Source organism: Hymenobacter sp. NBH84 (genome assembly GCF_014217645.1).
GTDB classification, from domain to species: Bacteria; Bacteroidota; Bacteroidia; order Cytophagales; family Hymenobacteraceae; genus Hymenobacter; species Hymenobacter profundi.
In genome coordinates this window covers 2,338,729-2,361,944 of record NZ_CP043644.1, presented here as the reverse complement: position 1 = coordinate 2,361,944, position 23,216 = coordinate 2,338,729, and the positions used below count along the sequence as shown (strand labels likewise).

Below are 23,216 nucleotides of genomic sequence, written 5' to 3'. Positions count from 1 at the left end.
TGGTGCGCGCCTTCTGGTCGGAGCTGCCTCGGCACAGCCGCGCGAGTGCGTGCGTTCTATCGCTGTAAGAAATTCTATAATACTCTACTAATCATTTGATAATACGCCGCTTCTACTTTTGGCTTTCCGTGCTAATTCTTCAGCTGCTATGGCCAAAAAAACTACTTCTACAACGATTACCCGCCGGGAGTTTATCAGACATACCGCTGTGGTTTCAGGCGGGGTGGCGCTGTTGCCAACCCTACTCAGCAGCTGCAACGACGACAACGAGGACCTGCTAAACTATACCGGCGACTTTGGTTTCCGGGAAGGCGTGGCCAGCTTCGACCCCAGCCAGAGCAACGTCATCATCTGGACCCGCTACACCCCGGCCGACAATGAAACCGGCGACGCGACCATCCGCTGGGAAGTGGCCGAAGACGGCGGCTTTGCCACGGTGAAAGCCTCGGGCAACCTCACCGCCACGGCCGCCAACGACTACACCGTGTGGACCGATGTGCCGGCGCTGACGGCGTATAAGAAGTATTACTACCGCTTCCGCAACGACCAAACCCGCGCCGAATCGGTGGTGGGTGAGACCCGCACGCTACCCGGCAACGGGCAAGCCAGCAGCGTGAAGCTGGCGGTGGTGTCGTGCGCCAACTACCAGGCTGGACTATTTAACGTGTATGGCGCAGTGGCCGAGTCGGATGCCGATGCGGTAGTGCACCTGGGCGACTACATATACGAGTATGGCGCGGGCGGCTACGGCACCAACGGCAGCACGGCTACGCTCAACCGCGCCCACCTGCCGGCCACCGAAATCCTGTCGCTCAGCGACTACCGCACGCGCTACCGGCAATATCGCTCCGACAAACAGTTGCAGCGCGTGCATCAGCTCAAGCCTTTTATTGCGGTCTGGGACGACCACGAGGTAACCAACGATGCCTACACCGACGGGGCCGAAAACCACCAGGCCAACGAGGGCAGCTTTGCGCAGCGCAAGCAGTTTGCCCAGCAAGTGTGGCACGAGTACCTGCCGGCCCGCGTGAGCGACAAAACCAAAATCTACCGCCGTTTCGACCTGGGCGGCTTGGCCAACCTACTGATGCTCGACACCCGCCTGGTAGGCCGCAACCAGCAGCTGAACCTGGGTAGCTACTTTAGCAGCACCGGCGCCTTCAACGCGGCAGCCTTCGGGTCGGCGTGGCTGAACCCGACCCGCACGATGTTGGGTACGGAACAACGCAGCTGGCTGACGGCAGCTCTAGCCGGCAGCACAGCCAAATGGCAGGTGCTAGGCTCGCAGGTGCTGATGGGTAAGATGTATATTCCGGCCGAGCTGCTGCCGCTGGTGGCCCAGCTCACGAGCGGTGCTACCCCCGCCCTGCTGACGCAATACGCCACCGTAGCGGCCCAGCTGCTCGCCATCAAAAGGCGCATCGCGGCCAGCGACCCTACCGTAACGGCCACCGAGCGGGCCCGCGTAGAAACAGTGCTGCCCTACAACCTTGATGCCTGGGACGGCTACCCCGCCGAGCGGGAAGCCATTCTGGGGGCCGTGGGCAGCGGCAAGAAGCTGGTATCGCTGGCCGGCGACACGCACAACGCTTGGCACAGCGACCTGCGCACTAGCAGCGGCACGGTGGTAGGGATGGAGTTTGCTTGCTCGTCGGTATCGTCGCCGGGGTTTGAGGCATTCCTGGGCTCCGATCCGGCTACCATTGGCGCCTTCGAGCAGCTGAACACGGCCCTCATCAACGACTTGCACTACCTCGACGCCTCGCACAGGGGCTTCGTGGAAGTAAGCTTCACGGCCACCAACGCCACCTCGACGTGGAAATACGTGGGCAGCCTCGCCACCGAAAGCACGGCCACCACCGTAGGGCGTACCGTTACGGTGTCGTAACAAACCGAGGGGCCGGGGGGGGAGGCCCCATCTGGTGCGAGTTTAGCTCCTCCACTGGTTCCACTGGCGCGAGTAGAGCCAGTGGAAGCATCTTCTATGGCGGCGCTCCAATTTCAACAGGTAGTATGTTAGGGTTGCTGAAACAACTGAATTGTGTAGTCGAATAGGGTTCGGTCCCCAACGTTGCCATGCCCCGGCACGACAACCTTCACGTGCGGATACTTTTTCTTAAGGGTTTGTACCGTTGTTGGCCATGCCAGCACATTGGCGTCGGCGAGGTTGCCTTTGCCTGCCTGCAATTCCTTGATCAAGCACCCGCCAAACAAGACCTCATCGTCCGGAAAATAGCCTACGATGTTGTCTTTGGTGTGGCCTTCTCCCCAAAAAGCGGCGTATACTTTGGTGGTGCCAATGGGTAGCGCCAGACGCTTGCTGAAGCTGCGTTGCGGAACAGCAGACTGCTGCTGCTGGGCATAAGTAATTGTCTTCTCGTAGGCATAAGAGAGAATGTTGTTTCGCTCAAACTCCTTCAACCCTCCCAGGCAGTCATCGTGAAAATGCGTGGGGATGACGGCCTTTATCTGGCAGTGAAGATCCTTTTTTATCCACGCAATCAGTTCTTTCGACTCCTGCTCATTGGCCGGCGTGTCAAAGACAACGGTTTCGTTGCCATCTTTTACAATGAGGCCGTTGCACGCAACCTTTCCAAAACTCTCTGTACTCAAAAACGAGGTGTGAACAAAGGTGTGCTGAGAGACTTGCACAATGCGTAAGTCAGCGGAGTGATACACTACGTTGCCCGCTTCAGGGCTTTTTTCCTGGTTGTAGGGGTTTGCGGCAACGGCAGCTAACAACCAAAGAGCAACGGAAAACTTCATGTTGTAGAAGTTAAAAAAACGGAGCGCGAGTCCCGTATGAGGGCGGAGCGACAAACTTAGCCGTTGTGTAATAAAAAAGACGCTCTGTCTACTGCTAACCGATTTGCTCAACAAAGAAGCGTATAAGTGGTTAGCCATAAGTAATCGTAATAGAAACAGACCATCATGCTTCGACAAGCGGACGCCAGATGAAGCATGACGTTAAAACGAACCGCGCCGCCCGGAGCTTTCCAGGCGGCGCGGTAGTGGCTGACCGTTGCGGCGGCTATAGAGGCGCAGCCTCCACGTCATGACTGGTTACGAGTTATGCTGCGCTAAACTCGCGTTAAGTGGGCCAACGCTGGTCACGAGTTACGAGTTCGCGCCGGTCGGGGAGTAACCAGTGGCACCAGTGCGTTACTGCGCCTGCTGAGGTAACGAGGTGCTGGCTGCTGTGAGCACCTCGCCGAGCTGACGTAGCAAGTCGCTGACTTCTTCCGTAACGTCTTCTTCTGCTGCTTTGGTGGTGAGTAAACCCAATTGCTGAAGCGTGTGGCTGATGTTGGCGCTGTCGCTACTGGCGATGTACTTCTGCAGGTTTTGCAGCTCCAGAAAAATATCCCCTTGCGCACCGGGGCCACCGATGTTGATCATTTGGGTCCAACTCTCAAGCTGGCTGAGGGCTGCGGGAGCCGTCAGGTCGCCGCCTCGGAGGACCTGGAGAGTATCAATGAGCGAAGAGTTAGCGGAAGTAGGATTGGAGGTTGACATAGCTGGGTTTGGAAGTGAAACGATACAAAGGTTTACTACTGAGCAGGCCGAAAGGTTGGGCTGAACCCAAATGCCAAAAGCGGCTCCGGTAGTAGCCAGGGCCGCTTTCGTTTTTAGTAATAGCGTAATCAGCTCTTGTTGGCGGAGGTCCTTTTGGTCGGCGCAGAACGGGCCTTTTTGGTCGTTACCGGAAAGCCGCAGGCTTTCATAAGCGCGTCTACCTTGGGGCGTGGCCGCGAAAGTTGCGGCAGGCTTGGGCAGGGGCGATGGTGTTGCTGGCGGAGAAGCCGTTGCCGCTTCAGCTAGGGCACGCGGTTGGCATCGAACACGCGCAAGGTATCCTGGCCCTTGGGCGAGATATTGACGCGACCATCCGCGGCGGCCGTGCCCACGAAGAACACGTGCTGCTGCTCGATAAAGGCCCGAATGCCGTCATCAATGGTGGGGTATTGCTTGCCCATGGGGAAGGGTAGTAAGGTAGACCCTTTAATATTGGGGCCAAAATCCATGCCCTTTAACACTGTGCTAAACTCGTGTTAAAGGGGATGGATTTTGATTTAGTTGAGACAAAAGCCAATTTAGTAATGTATGAGCATTACTAATTACATCATTGAATGTTAGTACTTTGATGCCATCGCCATGGCTATATAAAGAATTAATATTTGACTTTCCACCCAGTACTATAATATCGATAGCTGAGCCAGTTAAAAAGGGTGTTATTTCCTGCCGGTAATCAGCTGCTTGTGCGATGTCATTCCTACTTAGCGTATGAGAAGGCCTTTTGAATTCTATTAATAGATAATGCCCTAAAACGTTTTGGGTTAATAGAAGATCAGGGCGATTTTGAGCATACTGACCATTATACTGATTCTTGCCTGTAATTCTTTTAATTACAGTTTTCAGTGTAACATTAGAAGCCATGATAGAATACTCTGGGCCTAGAATCCAAAGATTATTCTCAATCGCCTTATGAATTTCTTTCTCTTCTGTTTTAGGGTCATTTACTAGTTTTTGCAGCATTAATAGGAAGCTTATTCTAGATGCCGTCTGTTTAGACATCATTGCCATTTCAACTAAGCCAAAGAGATTCAGTGCGTCAGCAAAACTTGAAACATCGGCATGTTGAGCTTCATCAAGAGCTTTTATGACTTCCCAATATTCATCTTTCTCGATAGTATCTAAAAGCACGCTTATTAATGATCTTAGCTTATTTTCTGGAAGCGTATAAAAGTTGTTTATTACTTTATCTAATGCCTTCTTCGCATATTCTCTCTTGTATTCTGGAAGCTTCTGTAGTTCTATATGTATCTGTTTTTGTATTCTTGCTTTGGCTAGAGATATTTCATTTTTAAATTCATGTCTGATAGCCTGTTCTATTTTGTCGCTAACAAATGTATGCAGAGCCACAAAGGCACGGCTATTTTCAATTACTGCACCCCAATCAGCTGTTACGTAATTCAATAAATCATTAGCCTCTACTTCACCATATAATCTTTTTAAAAGCTTTCCAGGTATATCAGGATTGTTCTTATCAACATCAAAGAAAATAGGCTTTCCTACAGCCTTCCCGCCAACGCGTATAGAAATGCCTGGTTGTCGTAATTTGTGACTAGTATCACTGATTACAAATCTTAGATTGACTGGTCCTAGATCAGATAAAATATCTCTATATTCAAATGATTGACCTTTAACATCAGTAACGTCAAGCCTTTCATTGTTTACATATATATTGAAATGGTCCTGACGACCATACTCCATAATTAATATTAATTTTAACCTTTCTGAATTAGGGTATAATAGATTTTGATTTATATTATATATAGTAATAGTTGTTCCGTCCTCTTCATCACAGTTAACTTCTTCTATAGGCAAATCAATATCCTCAATATCCCTTTTGGCTCTTGATAACTCTTCTTTTTCAATAGTCAGAATGGTTTTTTTGCCTCTTGCTACTGTTTCTAAACGCATTGTAGAACCGACGAATAGACCAGCAAATTTCCCAATGCCTTTACGGCCTTTCACAAGCCTACCATTAGATGTGTTCTCTCCTTTTCGCTCACGACGATTCCGAGCAATAGTCATGTATTCACTCCTTACTTCTTCTGGAGTCATACCTGTGCCATCGTCCATGAAGATGATTTTGAAATCATCAGTAATTGGCGTTAGGAAGGGGGGCAAAGAAATCCAGACATTCTTCGCATCAGCATCCCATGAGTTATCTACTAATTCACGAAGCGCGTGTTCTGATGAACGATAATTCTCGCCTAGTAATCCTGCTATTTTCGCATCTACTTTAAATCTGTTCGAAGCCATTGAGCTTGATTGGTAAAGTTTATAAGAGTATAGAGTTGATTGGCTAAGCTAATATTATTCTCTCTTCAACACCTCACGAATTCCACTCAACCCGCCAGCAATGCTTTCCAATTTATCCAGCATCTGCAGAAGCTGGCCGGCGCCGGAGTTGCGGAGGTTGTCGCGGAAGGTGGTTTTGATTTGCTGCCAGCGGGTTTGCTCGGCGGGGGTGAGCCAGCCCAGCAGCTCGCGCAGCTTGAGTAGGTTGGCTTCGGTGGCGCTGGTCAGGGTCTGGGCTTCGCTGGCGTAGTGGGCGGCCAGTAGGTCCGTTATTTCCTGGTCGTTCATCACGGGGCGCACTTTCTCGGCCAGCTTGTTCATGTTGCGGTAGGAGCCTTGCAGCTTGAAGGGCGGCTCGGTGCGGTAGGCGTCGGCCTGGGCGGCGCTGGCAATGTAGGCGGCATTCACCTGGGCCACCACGTCGCGCAGGCGTAGCAGCTTTTGCAGCACCGCCACGTATTCGTTCAGCTCCTCGGGCGAGTGGTTGCCCTCCAGGCTCAGGCCGTCTTGCTGCCCGGTTTCGGCGAGGCGGATGAGGGCGGGCACGTCCTGGGGGCTTTGGGTGGCGAGGCGGCTGAGGGCGGCGTTGCTGGTGAGGGCGTTTTCGAGGTAGGAGAGGCGGAAGGCTTCCTCGGAGCCCGCGGTCAGGATGTCGCCGAGGTTGTAAATGTCGGCGCGGTTGGCCAGCATGTCGGGCAGCTGAAATACGTCGCCGCTTTCGGTGTAGGGGTTGCCGGCCATCACCACCGCCACCTTGCGGCCGCGGAAGTCGTAGGTGCGGGCGCGGCCCTCGTACACGCCCTCAATCTTGCGCTGGGCGTCGCAGAGCGAGATAAACTTCTGCAAAAACTCGGGGTGGCAGTGCTGAATGTCGTCCACGTAAATCATCACGTTGTCGCCCATCTCGAAGGCCAGGTTCAGCTTTTCCAGCTCCTGCCGCGCTCCGGCGTTGGGCGCCTGGGCGGGGTCTACGCTCGTCACGGCATGCCCAATGGCCGGCCCGTTGATCTTCATGAAGATGAGGCCCAACCGATTGGCCACGTACTCCATGAGGGTAGTCTTGCCGTAGCCGGGCGGTGAAATCAGCAGCAGCAGGCCCATCAGGTCGGTGCGCTTGCCCTCGCCCGCCGTCCCGATCTGCTTGGCCAGGTTGGCCCCAATAAGGGGTAGGTACACTTTATCAATCAGCTGATTGCGCACAAACGACGTGAGTACCCGCGGGCGGAAGTCTTCCAGACGCATGTCCTGGGCGGCCCGCACCAGGAGCTGCTTCTTCAGTTCCTGAAACTGCTCGAACTGCGGCACCAGCACCCGGTCGTAGTGCAGCAGCCGGCGACGGAAGTTGGGGAAGTTGAGGAGGTAGGTACGGTCGTCGGAGAGGCGCGGGTGCGTGCCCTGGAAGCCTTCGAGGGTTTCGAGGGTAGGCGTGTGGATGACGCGAGTGGGGTCGTAGGTGCTGGTGAGTAGGAGGACGGTGGCTTCGAGGACCCCACCCCCCGGCCCCCTCCCCTCCGGGAGAGGGGGAGCCTGACGCGAGTCGTTTGCCGAGCTTTGTTGTGATACACCAGTACCGTCCGCTGACGTCTGGCTCCCCCCTCTCCCCGAGGAGAGGGGGGCTGGGGGGGTGAGGTCCACTGCCTGTACCCACTGCCGCACCAGCTGGAACTGCGCTACCGGCTGGTCCTGGAGCTGGTCGATGGACTGCTGAAACAGCTCCGTGGCCTGGCGCTCCTGTAGCTGCTTCTGAAACTGCTGGTACAGCTCGGCGGCTTCCTGGGAGATGATGAAGTGGTTTTTGGTTGTTGGTTCTTGGTTTTTAGTCAGTTCTGACGTTGAAGAAGCACTACTTACCTGCGTCAGCGAAGCAAACAGGTAGTCGCCGGCTTCGGCTACCTGGTCTGGCGTAAACAGGCCGCTTTCGCGGGCGAAGGTTTCCACGGCGGCTTGCAGCTCGGCTTTCAACTGGTCGAACTCCTGCGAATCGGGGAAGACTTGCAGCAGCACGCCGATGCCCTGCAACTGCCGCTCCCAGTGGGCGCGCTGGTCGGGGTCGGCGAAGCGCAGCCAGTAGAAAGCCGCGGCGGCGCGGGTGTCGGCGGGGTAGCGGAGCAGGCCGGCTGTGCGGGCGAGGCGCACCAGGGCCGTGAGCAGCAGGGCCGCATCGTGGTCGTGCACGCCTTTGAGGTAGCCTTCCTGGTAGCGCGCAGCCATAAACTGCTGCACGTAGGCCAATAGCTCCGCGTTGCTGAGGCGGCCTAGCTCAGTTACCGACAGCACGGCCGGGCGACCGGCTTCGGGGTTGGCGGGGGTAGGGCGCTGAGCCGCTTGCAGAATGCGCCAGGCCAGAAACTCGGCCCGGTACACGTCCTGATTTTCCGATACCACCGTTTGCTCCCACACGGGCTTGGCCGCCAGCAGGGTAGGGTCGGTGATTTTCTGGAAAAAGTTGGTGCCCGTGAGGTGGTAGTGCAGGGCGTCGTCGCGCAGCACTACGGTCAGTTCCAGGGGCTGAGTGTTGACAGTGAAGGCGTGGGGGCCGAACTTGAGGGTCTGGCCGCCATCGGCGAACAGGTCGGCCCGGTCGCGGAGCTGGCGTACGGCGTCTTCGCGCAGGGTTTTCAGCCGGCTCTGTACGTCGTCGGCCTTCACCGAATCGCCGAGGGTAAGCAGCTCCTGGGCGGTCTGGCGCACCTTCTCCACCATCACATCGGCGGCAAAGTACCCATTAATGTCCGCCACCGATTCCAGGCGGGCGAGGCGGCTTTGCACCGCTTTCAGCAGCCGCTCCGCACTTTGCAGCAGGGCAGTGGCGCGCTGGTTACGAGCGGCTACCAGGGCCGTTTTCTTCGCCTCGAAAGCTTCCACTACCTGCTCGCGCCGGGTGGTGAGCTGCTCGATAAACTGGTCGAAGTCGGGGAAACGACCTTCCAATTCTTCGAGTTGCACCATGAGCTTGGTCAGGTACTCGTCGCATTTGGCGGGCGTGTCGGCCAGGTCGAGGTAGTTGGTGAGGGCCTGTTCCAACAGCTTGAGCTGGGCCGTGAATTCGGCCTGGGCCTCAGTGCCGGCCAGGGCCTGCCGCCGCCGTTTCAGGGCAGCCCGAATCTGGTTGAAGCGGGCGTACACCGTCGAGATGTTGTCGATGATGGCCGTGGTCTGGGTAGGGTCGGGGATGGGCAGGTTGCTCACTACCTCAATCAGCAGTTCCAGCTCCTGGGCCACGGCGGTGGCTTCCTGCTCGCGCTGGTCGGCCTCCACGGTTTTCTGCACCAGCTCCACGCCGTCGGCAATAGCCTGCACGCGCTGGGCGTAGGGTAGGAGGGCATCAGGCCGGAGCAGGAAGTCCACGGTTTGGGTGGCCACTTCCTTGCTCAACTCTTCCAGCTCGGCGGCGTGTTGTTCCACGGCCGGCAGCTCCACGTAGCGCAGCTCTTTCAACGAAATCACCGCACCCCGCACCCCGCGCAGTTCACCCAGCAGCTGCACGAATTCCGTGACGGTATCGGGCGACGAGCGGCGGATGCGGCTGGTTAGCTCGTCTGCCTTTTGGAAGACGGTTTGGGTTTGCTGGGCGGTGTTTTTGCGGATGCTCTGCACCTTCTCAAACTCCTCCACCGCCGCCGTGGCCGTCTGGCGAATGTCGCCCAACGGCTCAGCCAAGGCCTGGGCCGCAGGCTCGCGCAGCCAGTGGTAGGCGTCGGTGAGGGCCGTGGTCTGGCGGATCAGGTCGAGGTAGAGGCCGGCGTAGGAGTCGTCCTTGCCGGTTAGCGTCAACACCTCCTGCACCTCGCTCATGGCCCGCACTATTTCCTTGTTGCCCAGCTTGTAGAGGTAGGAATCGGAGGTGACGGGTAGCTCGAAATCCGGGGCCGTGTAGGGCGTCTGCCAGATCTGCACCGCGTGGTGCTTCTTGGGCTCGTCGTCGGCCCGGAAGTAGCACAGCTCCCCATTCTCGAACAGGGCGTAGCCGTGGCACACAATGGGGTTATCCACGCGCTGGGCAATGCGGTTGTAGCTCAGCAGCAGGTAGGTGCCGTGGTCTTTGTTGTAGAACACGTACAGGAAATCTTCACCGTTTGGCGACACCACGCGCTTCTCAAACAGCATCTCCCGCAAGCCGTTGTCGAACAGCTTGTTGTCGCCGGTTTGCAGGTAGAAGCCGTGCGGAAAAATCAGGCCTTGCCCGTCGGGTAGCAGCACGCAGGCATCGGCGAGGGCATCGAGGCGCTGGGCGGTTTTGAGCCTATGATTGAAAATGAAGTAGCGGTACTGCTGCTCCTGGTAGGGCCTAATTTTCAACAGAATCAGGTTGCCCACCACGGCAAAGTAGATTTCCGAGTCGTCAAGCGTCTGGTCTTTGTCGTCTACTGGCTCGCTCAAGATACCCTGCCCGGTGGCAGTGTTATCTTCTACCTTGATGGTCAAGTCGCCGCCGATGGTTTCCACGAACACCTTGTCCTCAATGCTCACGTGCGGGTGCTTGCCCGTGCGCTGCATATCGCGGGTGGCGCGCTGCCACTGGAACTCGTGCTGGGGCGGGAAGGTGTACTCGTGGTCGGAGCGGTTGTCGAGGTAGGTGAGGGTGTCGCCCTGCATCAGCCACTTAAACGTCTTCACATCGGAGGCGCTTTTCCCTACCCGAAACACCATAAACAGATGCACGCCTAGCACCGCAAACTTCACAAACTGGGTGTTCTTGTAGTAGCGGTACAGGTTACGGAACTCCTCCAGAAACTGCGGATTCTGCAACAAGTCCGTCCCCAGCGGCCGGAACTCGTGGTCCTGGTAGGCATACACGCCGAATACATCGGCCAGGTCAGGCTCCGTTTTGAGGCCCAGCGTCACGTTGTAGCCAAAAATAAACCGCCGCCCCACCGGCACCATGTCCCAGGGCACGCAGTTGTTTTCCGTGGTGATGCGGCCGGTACCCAGCAGGCGCGTATCCACCGCCCCGAATACCTGCTTGCGCTCGGTGTTGAGCGCGTCGAGGCGCTGGCGCAGGTCAGTGCTGCTTTTTTGCAAGCGGTTGCGCAGAATTTCGTAGGTGCCGGTTTCGAGTTGGGTAATCTGTTCCACTAGAGCTAAGGCTAGAAACTAGTTCCCCTCCTCAGATGAGGAGGGGCTAGGGGTGGTTGATGATGGTAGAACGATACTCTAAAAGGCTGCTTCAATAGCTGCTAGGATGCTGTCAATATCCTGCACCACCAGCTTATTCTCGAACCGCAACACTTTCAAGCCTAGGCTCCCTAAATAAATATCTCGCTCCATATCCTGCGCTTCGCCGCTAGCCGTGAAATGACCGGCGCCATCTAATTCTACCACCAGCTTTTCAGCTGGACAGTAGAAGTCCACGACATAATGCCCGATACCGTGCTGGCGGCGAAACTTGCGGCCAGCTAGCTGGCTGCGCTGAAGACCTTTCCAGAGTAGCGCTTCGGCGGGGGTAAGGTTGCTGCGGAGTGTGCGGCGAATAGATTTTTGATAGGCTAGATTATGGATATGGTTCGTATCAGGCATAGTTGTATACAACTCTGAAGCTAGTTCCCCTCCTTTAAATAAGGAGAGGTTAGGGGTGGTTGAAAAGCTAGAATTATAAACTAAAACTAATAGGCGTTCAGACGCGTGGGTCAACCACCCCCAACCCCTCCTCATCTGAGGAGGGGAGCTAGATTTTAGTTTTAGTTTCTAGCTGGGGTAGCATTCCTTACTTCAACTCCAGCATCTTCGCCGGCTTATCACTAATCCCCAGCGCGGTAGCCGTGCCCGCCAGCTGCGTAATCGTCGCCCGCGTGGCATCATCACCAGCTTGGTTCATCATCTTCAGCAGCAGCGCCGAGACGCTCAGGTTCTTCATGTCCTCACTGCTCAGGCCGAACTGATCCACGAAGCGGCGCAGGTTGGTTTTGAAGTCGCCACCGCCGTTGCCGTCGAGGGAGAAGAAAGCGTCCTTCACGGTGCCTAGCACCTCGGAGTTGTGCACGGCGCGGTCTACCATTTTACCCTTCGTGATGGAGCCGATGATCTGGTCGAAGAACATCGTTTCCCCGCCCACGATGTCGATTTTGGCGGCTTTGAGGGCCTCGCCAATCACATCGGCTTGCGAAGCGGCAATGTCTTTCTGGATGCTGATCTGGGCCAGCTCCACCGACTTCTCTTTGTCGAGGCGCAGCTTGAATTCCTCGTGGTCTTTGCCTACCCCGTCGAGCTTCTTCATGGCGTCGGCCTTGGCCTCGATGCCCTTGGCTTCCACCGCAAATTTTTGCTCCGATACGGCGGCTTCGGCCAAGCCCTTCTTCTGGTCGGCGTCGGCGCGGGCCTGAATGATGTCGGCGTCGGCGAGGCCTTTTTCGCGGTTGATTTTGGCGGCTACCAGACCCAGCTTTTCGTCGGCTTCGGCCTGCGCACCGGCTTTGGCCTGAATGGCCTGCGCCTCGGCGGTAGCGGTCAGTTGCAATACGGTGGCTTCCGACTCGCCTTCTTTCTGGCGGGCAGTAGCTTTGGCCTGCATCACCTGCGCTTCGGCTAGGCCTACTGCAGCGGCTTTGCTGGCTTCGGCTTCAGCTAGCGTGCGGATAGCCTGGGCTTTGAACTCGGCAGAGGCTTTCTCGGCTTCGGCGTCAATCAGGGCCTGCTTAGCGCGGAACTCGGCGGCCTGGCGCTCCATATCGGCGTTGCCGACCATGGCTACCGTAGCGGCTTCGGTTTCCTGCTTGGCCGCCGTGAGGGCTACTAGCTTGTCGCGCTCGGCCAGGGCCTGGGCGCGGGTGTCCTTGATCTTTTCTTCTTCCTGCACCGTGGCTTTTTCCACCACAATTCGCTCCCGGATAATCGTCTGGATGTTCTTTTTCTCTTCTTCCAGCGCCTTTTCCTTTTCAATCTGGGCCAGGGCCACAATCCGCTCGCGCTCGTTGGCTTCCAAGGCTTTAGCCTGGGCCACGCGCTCAGTTTCCACGGCGTCGGTGCGCTGCTTGTTGCGCTCGGCTACCAGCACCTGCCGGTCGCGGTTCTGCTGGGCAATGCCTACCTCTTCCTCGGTGGCGATGCGGGCGCGCTCCGATTTCAGTTTTTCTTCTTGCTGTACCTTCTCGGTTTCGGCCAGCTCTCGGGCCTTGATGTTGGCAATTTCACGCTTCTGCTTTTCCTGGTTCTCAACGAGTTGTTTATCAAGTTGCAGAATGGTTTCCTGGGCTTCCACGTCCTGCTTCTTGATGGTTTTTTGCATCTCGCGGGCAATGGAGTTGGCTTGGATTTTCTGCTCCGAAGTCAAAGCCACAATCTTCTTGATACCCTCGGCATCCAGAATATTATCCTGGTTGAGCGAGGCCAGCGGCGTTTGCTCGAGGTAGTCGATGGCGCAGTCGTCGAGCACGTAACCGTTCAAGTCAGTGCCGATAATGCGCAGAATTTCCAGCTTGAACTGCTCACGGGAGTTATATAATTCGATGAAATCGAACTGCTTGCCTACCGTCTTCAATGCCTCTGAGAACTTGGCATCGAACAGGTTTTCCAGCGCGGCTGGGTCAGAAGCGCGGCGCGTGCCGATGCTCTGCGCCACCTGTACCACGTCGTCGTGCGTCTTGTTGACACGCACGTAGAAATTGACCTTTAAATCAGCCCGTAGGTTGTCTTTGCACACCAATCCTTCGGAACCAGCCCGCTGGATGACGATGGTCTTCAAGGTGATGTCCATCACCTCCAGCTTGTGCAATACGGGCACCACAAAGATGCCGGAGAAGGATACCTTCGTGTCGCCGAGGCCGGTGCGCACAAGGGCCTCGCCCTGCACGGCCTTTTGATACATTTTGACGAGCAGCGCGAACAAGCCCAGCAGCAAAAAGCCGATAATGAGCAGCACTGCCCACGATAATTGAGCAACCATAGAAGTAGGGAGTAAGAGTAGGGAAATAAATTCGGGGAAAAGATTAATCAAAGAGGGTATCCAACAGGCCCTCTACCAAAGATTCGGCCACGGACTCGTTGAGCCATTGCCAAGAGCGTTTCAACCGATGAAGCATGGTGCTAGCCTACCTGAATCTGTAGGTTCACTTGCCGCAGCACTTCAATGAAATTCGCCTTATCGCGGGGCGACACTAGAATTTCGTCGTAGCGATTGTAATAGATCTTCAAGCGGTCAAGTGAAAGCGCGGGCGAGGAAAGCACGTTGTGCGAGGGCTTGATGCGGGTGATGCTGGTAACCGGTATCTGCCATGTGAGTGGCCCAGATACAATGCGTAGCATCTGCGTCTGCGGCTGCACCTCATAATAGGTAGACCGCAACAGCCATATCATAAAGACTAAAGAAGGCAGTATGAAAACCGGAACGACGTATGCCCCGTCGGCTATGGCCATCATACTGATTACCAATTGTACTAGCAAGATGGACCCAAACGACCACCAGCTGATTTTGGAAACGAACATGTGGGGTAGGGTAGGAGACATGGCGATGGTGGTCAGATAGTTTCGTACGGTTCAATGAGGTAGCAGCGCCGTTGCGCGTCGAAGTCGATGACCAGGGCCGAGTCACCCTTGCGTAGCTCGGTGACCGAGGCGGCGCGCACGTTGAGTACCAATGGCGCGCCGCTGGTTTGCGGCACCGCTGCTTGGCCCATGCGCTCGTGCGTGGTGGATAGGAGCACGGTGCATATCTTGCCCAGCGGTTGCCCGTCGGCATCGTGGTCTTTTTCCAGTGCCGCGAAGAGTTTAACGAAGGGCATGGTAAGCACCTTCGCCAGAAAAAGGCTTCCTACGAGCAATGGAAGCAGGAAAACTATACCTAATAACCAAAAAGTATTCTGCGTATAGTAATTGAGCAGGATGCTGCCAGCCCACAAGGGTAGGGCCACAAAGCTTAGAAACACCATCAGCGGCACGCGGCCCAGGTTGAAAAAGACCAAGGCATTGTTCAACCAATCTACCCCTACCTCGCCGTGGTGCAGGTGCAGCCCGGTGTGTGCGTCGAGGTCAACATCTGCGTCGGTGGCTACGTCCACGTCCAGCGCATCAATATGCACCAGCCCTACCACAACCGTGAGCCAGTAGAGCAGCACGAACACCAGCAGCCCGGTAGGGACCAAGTTGGGCGGCGAAACGGCGGCTTGTAGTAGCTCAGTCATGACGAGGGAAGAAAAAAGCCAAAGGGTACTTGCGCAGAAGCTGCGTTCTGTACTCAGACGTTAGATTGGGGTAGTAGAGAGTTGCCGCTTTAACTCGTTATTCTCAGCACGAAGGCGATGCGTATAGCGACCAAAGGCTATGGTATATAATATGAGGCCCGCTGGAAATAGTCGAACCGCAGCAGTGGAATCGAGCCAACCAAACCAGTGTGAAAGAATAACAGCACTCAGTATAGCGGCACCGCTCCAATGAAATAGCTTCTCTTTGGCAGTCATCGATAGAAAGCGTAAAAATTATAGCTGTTGATGCTGAGTTAGCTGCTCCTCCAACTCTATGTTGCGCTGGGCCAGCCGGCCCGCATACTGGGCGTACACCCTATTCGTCAGAATGCTACAGAGTAGTATCGCAATCATGCCCCAACCGGGGTCGAGCAGGTGAAACAGGCGCAATCCAACCACCACAATAACGATCAGCGAAGCGGCGTAGTAAAGAAACTTTTCGGTGGTAGTCATGAGAAGGAAATGGTTGGTTTGCTAGCTGTTAAGACAGATTACGTCGCCCTTTTTTCTACTCCGTGAGGCCCAGTTTCGCCTTCAGCGCCTGCACATCGGCGGCGGCTTGGCTGGTGCTGCTGCCAGCCAGGGCTTTGTCAATCTCGCCGTCGATGCTTTTGCTTTCGTTGGCGATTTGCCCGTACGATTCGGCTAGTGCTTCTTCCACGGCTACCTTTTCCTTCATGCGCTCCAGCAGCGCCACCGTGCCCGACGAATCGAGCTGAGCCAACTGTTTGTTGATGGTTTTGGTGGCGGTGCTCACCGTCTGACGGGCCTTTAGGGTCTTCAGCTCGTTTTCCCACTGCGAAAGGGTCTGCTTGAGCTGCTGCACGTTCTCGCTCAGCTGCGCCGCCGACTTCTCAAACTGCTCCTGATCCTGGGTAGCGCGGGTGGTTTGGGCTTCGTTCTCGGCTTTCTTGAGTAGGGCTTCGCCGGCTAGCCGGTCGGCTTCGGCGCTGTCCAAATCGCCCTTGTGTGCGCGTTGTAGTAGGAGCACAGCCTTGTTTTCGTAGTCGAGGGCCTTGGAGCGGAAGTTTTTCGCCCTCGTTGCGCGCCCGGATGGCCATGGCTTTCACCTCGGCCAGCGCTTGCAGGCTCTTGTCGAGGTCCTGGCGCAGGTCGCGCAGGCCTTGCTCGGTGAGGTGAATGGGGTTTTCGAGCTGGTCGACAGCGGCGTGGGCTTCCGATTGCCCAATTTTGAAGAGGCGGGATAAAATGTTCATGTTGTTGATTTTTAATAGGTTGACTATTGATTTATTCTCTGTGTCTTTGTCATCCTGAGCAGAGAGAAGGACCTTGTCACATCTGCCCGACAGGCGTACCAACGACTCGTTCTCTCGTGAGAAGGTCCTTCGCTCTGCTCAGGATGACAGAGACTCTTACAGGACGATAGAAATTCTCAGCCCTTCGCGAAGCCAATCAGCTCCTCCGAATACTCGCTCAGCAGCAAACCCAGCGAGTTGAGCACGGCTTCCAGCTCCTGCCGGCCAGTGGTTTCAATTTGCAGCGTATCGCGGAAAATCACCTTGCGGCCCGATTCATCCAGGGCAAAAGCGCCGTGAATGATGTCGCGGTTTTTCTGGAGCAATTGCTGGTACACCTCGCACGAGGGCGCGGGCAGCTCCAGCAGGTATTGCTCCAGCAGCAGCAGCGGATCGGCGCAGCCAATCACCAGATTGCGAATGCCCAGCTCCGGCTTATCGACCACTAGGATGCCATCGGCTTCCACGGCCCGGCGAATGTCGAAGCCCAGCTCTAGCAGGTAGTTTTGGATGGTAGGGAAGTAGCAGTTTTTCATAGCAAGAGAAGGAAAAGCATCCATAACGTTGGCAACTTAACCAGATAGAGCCACCGCCGGAAACCGGAACATTTTTCTGGTGGTAGCCCAGGCTCAAAAAAATAGCAGTTGTAAAAATGCTTCTGGTTGTATTGTAGTAGCTTTACGCTACAAGAATACTAAAAGTTGAAGATAAGCTCAAAGTTTGAGCATAAATATTTTTTCGCGCATGACTTATATCGGAAAGAACATCCGCAAAATAAGAACTGTTAAGAAGCTGAGTCAGGCGGCTTTCGCTGATTTATTTGGTCTAGCTCGGCCCAGTGTTGGGGCTTACGAAGAAGGAAGATCGGAGCCGAAAATGGAGACGCTGATCCAGATTGCTCAGCATTTTGGCTTATCAGTAGACTTGCTACTAACGAAAGAGCTAACCGTAAATGAGCTCTACAATTTTGATATTTTTCAGGAAGCATTGAAGGAAGCTCCTGTGGAAGAAGCCGCTTCCGAAGCCGACCGTCAAGCTCTGCTGACGCCGCTGGTGCCTGCCCGACGCATACTGGAATATATTGTAAACTACCACGATAAGAGTTTTATCGATGGGTTGCAGCCGCTCACGTTTCCGCACACGCTGGGGCCGGTAACGCGGGCTTTTGAAATCAGCGGGGCCGATATGCAGCCTACCTTGCGCCACCAGGATGTGGTGCTGTGCTGCCGCGTAGACAAGGCTGTGCCGGTGCTGCACGTGGGGCGGCTCTATGCGTTTGTCACACAGAGCTGGCTGCTGGTGCGCCGCCTTGCCGAGCGCCTACCCAACGATGTGCTCAAACTACGAGCCGACAACCGCGACTATCCTGCGCAGGATTTTGCGCTCAGTCAAGCGCTGGAAATTTGGGAAATCAAAGCGCAGTTTACCACGCACTTGCACACGCCTACCTTGCTAGAAGATCGGGTGCAGGTATTGGAGCGTCAAGTGGAAGAATTGCTGGCCCGCATTGAGGGCTCGTGAGAACGTTGTTTCGCACAGAGTTAAAGGAGTAAAACAGGGAGTTAACAGGGGTCTGTTCATATAACTGAACTTCCCTGTTAACTCCCTGTTTTACTCCTCTAACTCTGTGCGGAATGGAATTATTCGGCGTTGTGCGTCTGGCCCTGGTGGTGAGGAAAGCCAAACAGCCAGGACGTGAGGATGGGTACCAAGAAGATAGCGACCGTTAGGACCGTGAGGCCTACCTCGGCGGCAGTACTGGCCAGAAACTCGCTGACGGGGTGTTGGGGTAGGAAGTGCTCAAACAAAGAGAACAATAGCTTCAGACCCAAAATGACGATGATGAGGAACGCGGCCGTTTCAAGAAAAGGGTATTTGCCCATGAGCACCACGAACGACTGCGCCACCAGTCGCATGGCCAGAATGCCGATAAACACGCCCGCACAAATCAGAATCAGATTGTTGGTGAAGGCCACGACGGCAAATACGTTGTCGATAGAGAAAGCCAGGTCCATTAGCTCGATAAGGGCCACGGTGGCCCAAAAGCCTCCCAGCAAGCGCTTGGTGGTGCGGTATATCCAACTCTTTTCCTTTTCGACGGTTTCTGCCTCGTCCTCTTCTGCGGTGGGTTTCTTGCGGAAATGGTCGTAGGCAAGATACAGCAGGTAGAGGCCGCCAATGGGCTTCAAAAACCAGAATTGAATCAGAAACGAGGCAAAAACAATGCAAAGCGCCCGGAACACGTAGGCGCCAAAAATGCCGTAGCGTAGTGCCTTCACACGCTGGTCGCGGGGCAGGTCGCTGACCATAGTAGCCAACACAGCAGCATTATCGATGGACAGTAAGCTCTCGATAATCACCAAGTTGCCTACGATAGCCAGCGAGGGTAGGGGGTGCGCGAGGATGTCTTGTAGGTGCGGAAGAAACATAGAGAAAAAGCAGTGCGAAGCGCCAAGGTAAGGAAGCTAGCGCAATGGTTAGAGGGTAGCGTGCGTGGCGGCCAGCTCGCGTAATAACGCACGCAGGTCGGTGGGCGTGTGCAGTTGCCGGGCTACCTGGGCCAGATAATCCGCTTCGGTGCGCAGCTGGCGCTTGAGCTGGCGCAGGCCGGCCTCCTGCTTTTTAGGCGTACTCCCCAGGAAGCTCCACGGGCCAAACTTCACTTCGTTGAGCTGCTGGCGCAGGTCGTGGAGCTGGCGGCGCAGGGCTTCGGTGTAGCGGATAAGTAGGGAGTCGTCGGTGGGCTCGGTTTCGTCTTCGGCCAGCAAATGCAGCAGCGTGTAGAGGTCGTGGGCCTCGTAGGCTTGCGTGATGCGCTGCATGCGGGTGGTTTTTTCGGCGGCCCGGGCGGGGTCGCGCTCTAGGTCGGGGTGGTTGGCGCGGGCCAGGCGGCGATACACGGTTTTGGCATTCACCAGCAGGCTTTGCTGATCTTGCTCTGCTTGTAGGGCCTCGGCGGCAGCGGCGCGCTCGGCTTTGGTCTGCCGCCGCGGGGGGCGTTCGGGCTCAGCGGCTGGCGTGGTAGCCTTCCCCGTTTCGGACTGCTGGGGAGGGGCGTATTTTAGTAAAATATCCAGGGTTTCTATCCCAAAGCGCTCCTGCAAATCCTGGGCGTTGGCTACTAGCAGCTCCGTAATTTGGCGCTCCTCGTCCCGGCTGAACGCGTTCCACAGCAAGGCATCTTCCAACGGCGCAAACAACGCTTGGCGGGCCGTCACCACGGCGTCGGCCAGCGGGCCTACCTGCTGCCAGTACCGGCGCCGGGCTTCTGCCTGCGTCGTTTCGGCCCGGCGCAGCTGCTCGCGCAGATTTTCTACCTCCACCAACGCCCGCTGGAAGGCTTGCTGGGTGAACATATTGGCCGTGAACGGACCACTGGAAGGCGTAAAAGAAAGCGGAGCCGACATGCGCGGGTACTAAATCAATGAATTCAACGAGACTACTCTATAAAGCCGCAACCCGGCCGGATGGTTCGGGGAAATACGGAGTAGGCGGGCCTTTGAATGAGGTAAAGTGGTTTTCATAGCTGTTCTTAAATAGATATGCCGATTACCCCACCCCCAGCCCACACTCGCAGGATGTCGCGCATCAAGCGAGTGTGGGCCGGGGGTGGGGTCACGGGGGTAAGCCTCCCTACCCCCACAGCGCATACGCCACCCGAAAGGTGTTGCAATGCGCGTCTACAATATCGGCGAGGCGCTCGGAGTAGCCGCCGCCCATGCTCACGGCCACGGGTAGGCCGCGTTGTTGGCACAGACCCAATACCAGTTCGTCGCGGCGCTGGCAGCCGGCTTTGGTGAGGGCCAGCTTGCCCAGTTTATCGGTGGCCAGCACATCTACGCCGGCTTGGTAAAACACGAAGTCTGGCTGCACCTCGTCGAGTAGGCGGGGTAGGGTTTGGCCGAGCAAGTCGATATAAGCCGTATCGGTGGTACCTAGAGGTAGGGGCAGGTCCAGATCCGATTGCTCTTTGCGCAGTGGATAGTTGGCCCCGGCGTGCATGGAGAAAGTAAACACGCGCGACTCATCACGGAAAATGCTGGCCGTGCCGTCGCCCTGGTGCACGTCCAGATCCACGATGAGCACCTGCCGGGCCAGTTGGTGGTGCAGCAGGTAGGCGGCGGCAATGGCCTGGTCGTTGAGCACGCAAAACCCCTCGCCTCGGTCGGCAAACGCGTGGTGGGTGCCGCCGGCCAGGTTCAGGGCCACCCCTTCGCGCAGGGCGTGCCGCGCCGATTGCAGTGTGCCCGCCGAGCTACTGAGGGAGCGAAGCACCAACTGCGGCGTTTGGGGTAGGCCCAGCCGCCGCACCTCCGCGGGGGAAAGCTGTTGGTCGCGCACTTTGCCCCAGTAGTCTGGTGTGTGCACCCGCAGCACGTCCTCTTCGGCGCACAGGCCGGGGTCATAAAAATCCTCGGGCGGCGCGATGCCTTGCCATAACAACTGCTCCCGAATGAGGGCGTACTTCGCAATGGGAAAGCGATGGGTAGGGGGTAGGGCAAGCGTGTAGCGGTCGGAGGTAGCGAGGCGGGGCATGGCTACCTACAGACGTAGCGACGCGCAGCGGTGTTTCGTTATGGAGCTATTGGCGTTACTGTAGATTCCTGCACAATGTATATTGGGCGTGTGCAGATGCATGCTTGCGTCTCGTTGCCTGCGTTGTGTAGGGTTTGTTGTTCAACAACGAGACGATGCGTCGCTACACCACAATAATGTATGCGCGATAAATAAAAAGTGGTGCCAATTAAAAGACACTCTTTTAATACGATATTCAGGATAGATAAGCGTGGGTAAAACTGGAATTACTAAGCATGGAGTAGTCGAATATAAAATTTATAAAATATTTTTTATTTGACTATTGATTTATAAAATAACCTTCTTACCTTTGACACGTTCAAAGCACAAAATACAAATAATTCCAACGACTTCACTCGTCATGCAGCGCCATTTTAATCAATACCCCATGCCATTAAGCTCGCTGGATAGCAAGATCCAGCCGGGGTTCGGCGCGCATACCACAACGTGAGGTTTCACCGATAGAAACTACACAGTGCGAAACGCCCGAATCCCACCAGATTCGGGCGTTTTGTTTTATCTCTACCTACTAGTTTACTCCTAACTACCTTACTGTTATGTTACCTATCCAATTCCTTTCGCCCTCTTTCCCGGCAGCTGTTCGCTCTTGTTACATCGATAGCAACTCGTGGAAATCAGTCGATAGCTGCCCGCGAAAACGCGGGTAATTACTCTTGGTGATTTATTACCAGAGGTAGTAATAAATCACCAAGAGTAATAAATAAAAAAATATTTCCTGTGAGTGAACAGCTAAAAAAATAGCTGATAGGTAACATATTGTCTTGTTTTAGATAAATATGTAACGGTAATTAATTAAAAATTGCCGAATGATTTTGTGCACCCTTTTTACGCAAATTATTATGTACGACGCTTTTCGACTTCTGCTTTATCCGGTGGCTTCTATGCCTGCCGCATCACCTACTTCTTTATTCGGTAATCGTCCCCGCGAGGGCACCCCCGACCGATGGCTAACCGCTACAAACCCTTATCCCACGAAGCCTGGCAAGCTGAACAAGCAGTAATTATTCTAGCAGCCTCGCGGCGTCTCGACTGGCGCCGCTGGTCGGCTACCCAGCAGGTAGAGTACCTGTGCTCCTTCAATGGGTCGTTGCCCGTGGTGGAGGCCCACTTGGGTGCTGGCTCGGTGCTAGTCGAATTCTACCGCAATTGCCTGCACAACCGTTCTAATGCGGAGCAGCAGCAGTGCAGGAAAGTACTCTTAGCCCTAGCTTATAAGCGCAGCGAACTACTGTGGCGCCCCGAGCTAAGCGTTGTGCTGGCCGCACTGGTTCGGTTTTACCCCCAGCGCTGCCGCGAACTGGCCGAGTGGCAACCCCGCAGCCGCAACCCGTTTCGGCAGCTGGAAAGCCTGGTGCGGCACTTGTTCGACCAATACGGCGACCTACCCACCTGGGTGCTGAATGCCTGGACAGCCAATCGGCTGCATGATGGTATCAACATCGCCGACCTGACGACGCATTTGGGGCGGGGTGGCGCCCTCCGGACGTTTCACAAGCTGCCGGTACCCCTCACTCGAAAGCTGGAACATCATCTGCGCCAAGCCCCAGCTAACTACACTTTTCTGGAAGCGTTGCGCTATGCTCAACTGGTCGCTCGCAACCAGTTGGCGTGGCTAGGACCAGTGCTCGACTCGCGCCTTGGGCGTGGAATCAGCCGCGACGACGAGTTTTATCTACGCGTAGTCGATTTTTTTGCGGCTGCTCCGATGGTTGACCCGCATCAGTTTGGGCCGGTGTGCGACTGGATTCACCAGAAGCGCCGGGTAGGCATCGGCGACGAGCCCGCTCAACCCGGCTTCTCGCTGAAAGGTAGGTCGATGGCGGGGGTGCTGGCCCACACGGCTAAGTGGCACCGCCAGTTGGCCCGAGCGCGCAACAGCCCCGATTCTCGTCACCCTCAGGAGACATTTGCCTCCACCTGGGAGCCGCTACCCGTGCCCAACTTCACGGGTGGTGACAGGGGGCAGGTGCGCATCACGCAACTAAGCAGTTACTGGGAACTGATGGATGAAGGAAGTACTCTGCACCATTGCGTGTCGTCCTACCTAAACTCCTGCCGGCGCGGACGGTGTGGTATCTTCTCGCTCACCCTCAATGGCGTACGCACGCTTACCCTGGAGGTGCTGGCCAATCGCACCATCATACAAGCCCGCGGCAAATACAACCGCCGCATCACCGACACCGAGTATGTGTGGGTGACCCGCTGGGCCGCCGAAGCCCGCCTGCTGATACCAAAGCATCTGTTTGATGCCGGTAGGTAATACCTGCTCGTCGTGTCGAGTACTAGGAGACATCCTGCATGCCACCGGCGATGCGCTAACCTT

At 55.8% G+C, this 23,216-nt stretch carries 18 protein-coding genes and 1 pseudogene; 3 read left to right on the top strand and 16 right to left on the bottom strand.

Going from position 1 to position 23,216, the window contains the following annotated elements:
* Nucleotides 1–148 precede the first annotated feature (148 nt).
* Nucleotides 149–1,888: an alkaline phosphatase gene (locus F1C16_RS09880; RefSeq protein ID WP_185284149.1), complete on the top strand. Its 1,740-nt coding sequence runs from the start codon at nt 149–151 to the stop codon at nt 1,886–1,888.
* A gap of 128 nt (nt 1,889–2,016) precedes the next feature.
* Here F1C16_RS09880 and bla read toward each other — a convergent pair whose 3' ends face one another.
* The 13 genes and pseudogenes from bla to F1C16_RS09820 form a co-directional block, all read right to left on the bottom strand.
* Entirely contained in the window at nt 2,017–2,766 is a 750-nt protein-coding gene (gene bla, locus F1C16_RS09875) for a subclass B1 metallo-beta-lactamase (protein ID WP_185284148.1), read from the bottom strand.
* Nucleotides 2,767–3,162: 396 nt separating this feature from the next.
* On the bottom strand, nt 3,163–3,516 hold the full coding sequence (locus F1C16_RS09870; protein WP_185284147.1) for a hypothetical protein: 354 nt from the start codon (nt 3,514–3,516) through the stop codon (nt 3,163–3,165).
* 302 nt (nt 3,517–3,818) lie between these two features.
* Nucleotides 3,819–3,977, bottom strand: a complete 159-nt coding sequence (locus F1C16_RS09865; protein ID WP_185284146.1) for a pyridoxamine 5'-phosphate oxidase family protein — start codon at nt 3,975–3,977, stop codon at nt 3,819–3,821.
* 64 nt (nt 3,978–4,041) lie between these two features.
* Nucleotides 4,042–5,829: a Shedu anti-phage system protein SduA domain-containing protein gene (locus F1C16_RS09860; RefSeq protein ID WP_185284145.1), complete on the bottom strand. Its 1,788-nt coding sequence runs from the start codon at nt 5,827–5,829 to the stop codon at nt 4,042–4,044.
* Between the two features lie 54 nt (nt 5,830–5,883).
* Entirely contained in the window at nt 5,884–10,944 is a 5,061-nt protein-coding gene (locus F1C16_RS09855; RefSeq protein ID WP_258049096.1) for a DNA repair ATPase, read from the bottom strand.
* Between the two features lie 78 nt (nt 10,945–11,022).
* The gene (locus F1C16_RS09850) at nt 11,023–11,385 is read right to left on the bottom strand and encodes an endonuclease domain-containing protein (RefSeq protein WP_185284144.1); all 363 of its coding nucleotides are present in this window, start codon (nt 11,383–11,385) and stop codon (nt 11,023–11,025) included.
* Nucleotides 11,386–11,572: 187 nt separating this feature from the next.
* Nucleotides 11,573–13,747, bottom strand: coding sequence for a flotillin family protein (locus F1C16_RS09845; protein ID WP_185284143.1), 2,175 nt, complete (start codon nt 13,745–13,747; stop codon nt 11,573–11,575).
* Nucleotides 13,748–13,887: 140 nt separating this feature from the next.
* Nucleotides 13,888–14,286, bottom strand: a complete 399-nt coding sequence (locus F1C16_RS09840; protein WP_185284142.1) for a PH domain-containing protein — start codon at nt 14,284–14,286, stop codon at nt 13,888–13,890.
* Nucleotides 14,287–14,318: 32 nt separating this feature from the next.
* Nucleotides 14,319–14,981 (bottom strand): hypothetical protein, encoded by a 663-nt coding sequence (locus F1C16_RS09835; RefSeq protein ID WP_185284141.1) that lies wholly within the window; start codon nt 14,979–14,981, stop codon nt 14,319–14,321.
* A gap of 294 nt (nt 14,982–15,275) precedes the next feature.
* On the bottom strand, nt 15,276–15,494 hold the full coding sequence (locus F1C16_RS09830) for a hypothetical protein (RefSeq protein WP_185284140.1): 219 nt from the start codon (nt 15,492–15,494) through the stop codon (nt 15,276–15,278).
* Between the two features lie 55 nt (nt 15,495–15,549).
* On the bottom strand, nt 15,550–16,032 hold the full coding sequence (locus F1C16_RS09825; RefSeq protein ID WP_258049095.1) for a PspA/IM30 family protein: 483 nt from the start codon (nt 16,030–16,032) through the stop codon (nt 15,550–15,552).
* 112 nt (nt 16,033–16,144) lie between these two features.
* Nucleotides 16,145–16,258, bottom strand: a pseudogene (locus F1C16_RS22995) (PspA/IM30 family protein); the annotation flags it as partial.
* 176 nt (nt 16,259–16,434) lie between these two features.
* Nucleotides 16,435–16,833 (bottom strand): YbjN domain-containing protein, encoded by a 399-nt coding sequence (locus F1C16_RS09820; RefSeq protein WP_185284139.1) that lies wholly within the window; start codon nt 16,831–16,833, stop codon nt 16,435–16,437.
* 208 nt (nt 16,834–17,041) lie between these two features.
* On the opposite strand from F1C16_RS09820, the gene F1C16_RS09815 reads away from it, so the two are divergent.
* Nucleotides 17,042–17,818: a LexA family transcriptional regulator gene (locus tag F1C16_RS09815; RefSeq protein WP_185284138.1), complete on the top strand. Its 777-nt coding sequence runs from the start codon at nt 17,042–17,044 to the stop codon at nt 17,816–17,818.
* 119 nt (nt 17,819–17,937) lie between these two features.
* Here F1C16_RS09815 and F1C16_RS09810 read toward each other — a convergent pair whose 3' ends face one another.
* From F1C16_RS09810 to F1C16_RS09800, 3 genes are all read right to left on the bottom strand, one after another.
* Complete coding sequence (locus tag F1C16_RS09810; protein WP_185284137.1) at nt 17,938–18,726, bottom strand: TerC family protein; 789 nt, start codon at nt 18,724–18,726, stop codon at nt 17,938–17,940.
* Nucleotides 18,727–18,774: 48 nt separating this feature from the next.
* On the bottom strand, nt 18,775–19,704 hold the full coding sequence (locus F1C16_RS09805) for a J domain-containing protein (RefSeq protein WP_185284136.1): 930 nt from the start codon (nt 19,702–19,704) through the stop codon (nt 18,775–18,777).
* Nucleotides 19,705–19,930: 226 nt separating this feature from the next.
* Nucleotides 19,931–20,833: a histone deacetylase gene (locus F1C16_RS09800; protein ID WP_185284135.1), complete on the bottom strand. Its 903-nt coding sequence runs from the start codon at nt 20,831–20,833 to the stop codon at nt 19,931–19,933.
* Nucleotides 20,834–21,836: 1,003 nt separating this feature from the next.
* Between F1C16_RS09800 and F1C16_RS09795 the strand changes: the two genes are divergently transcribed.
* Complete coding sequence (locus tag F1C16_RS09795; protein WP_185284134.1) at nt 21,837–23,153, top strand: PcfJ domain-containing protein; 1,317 nt, start codon at nt 21,837–21,839, stop codon at nt 23,151–23,153.
* Nucleotides 23,154–23,216: the final 63 nt, after the last annotated feature.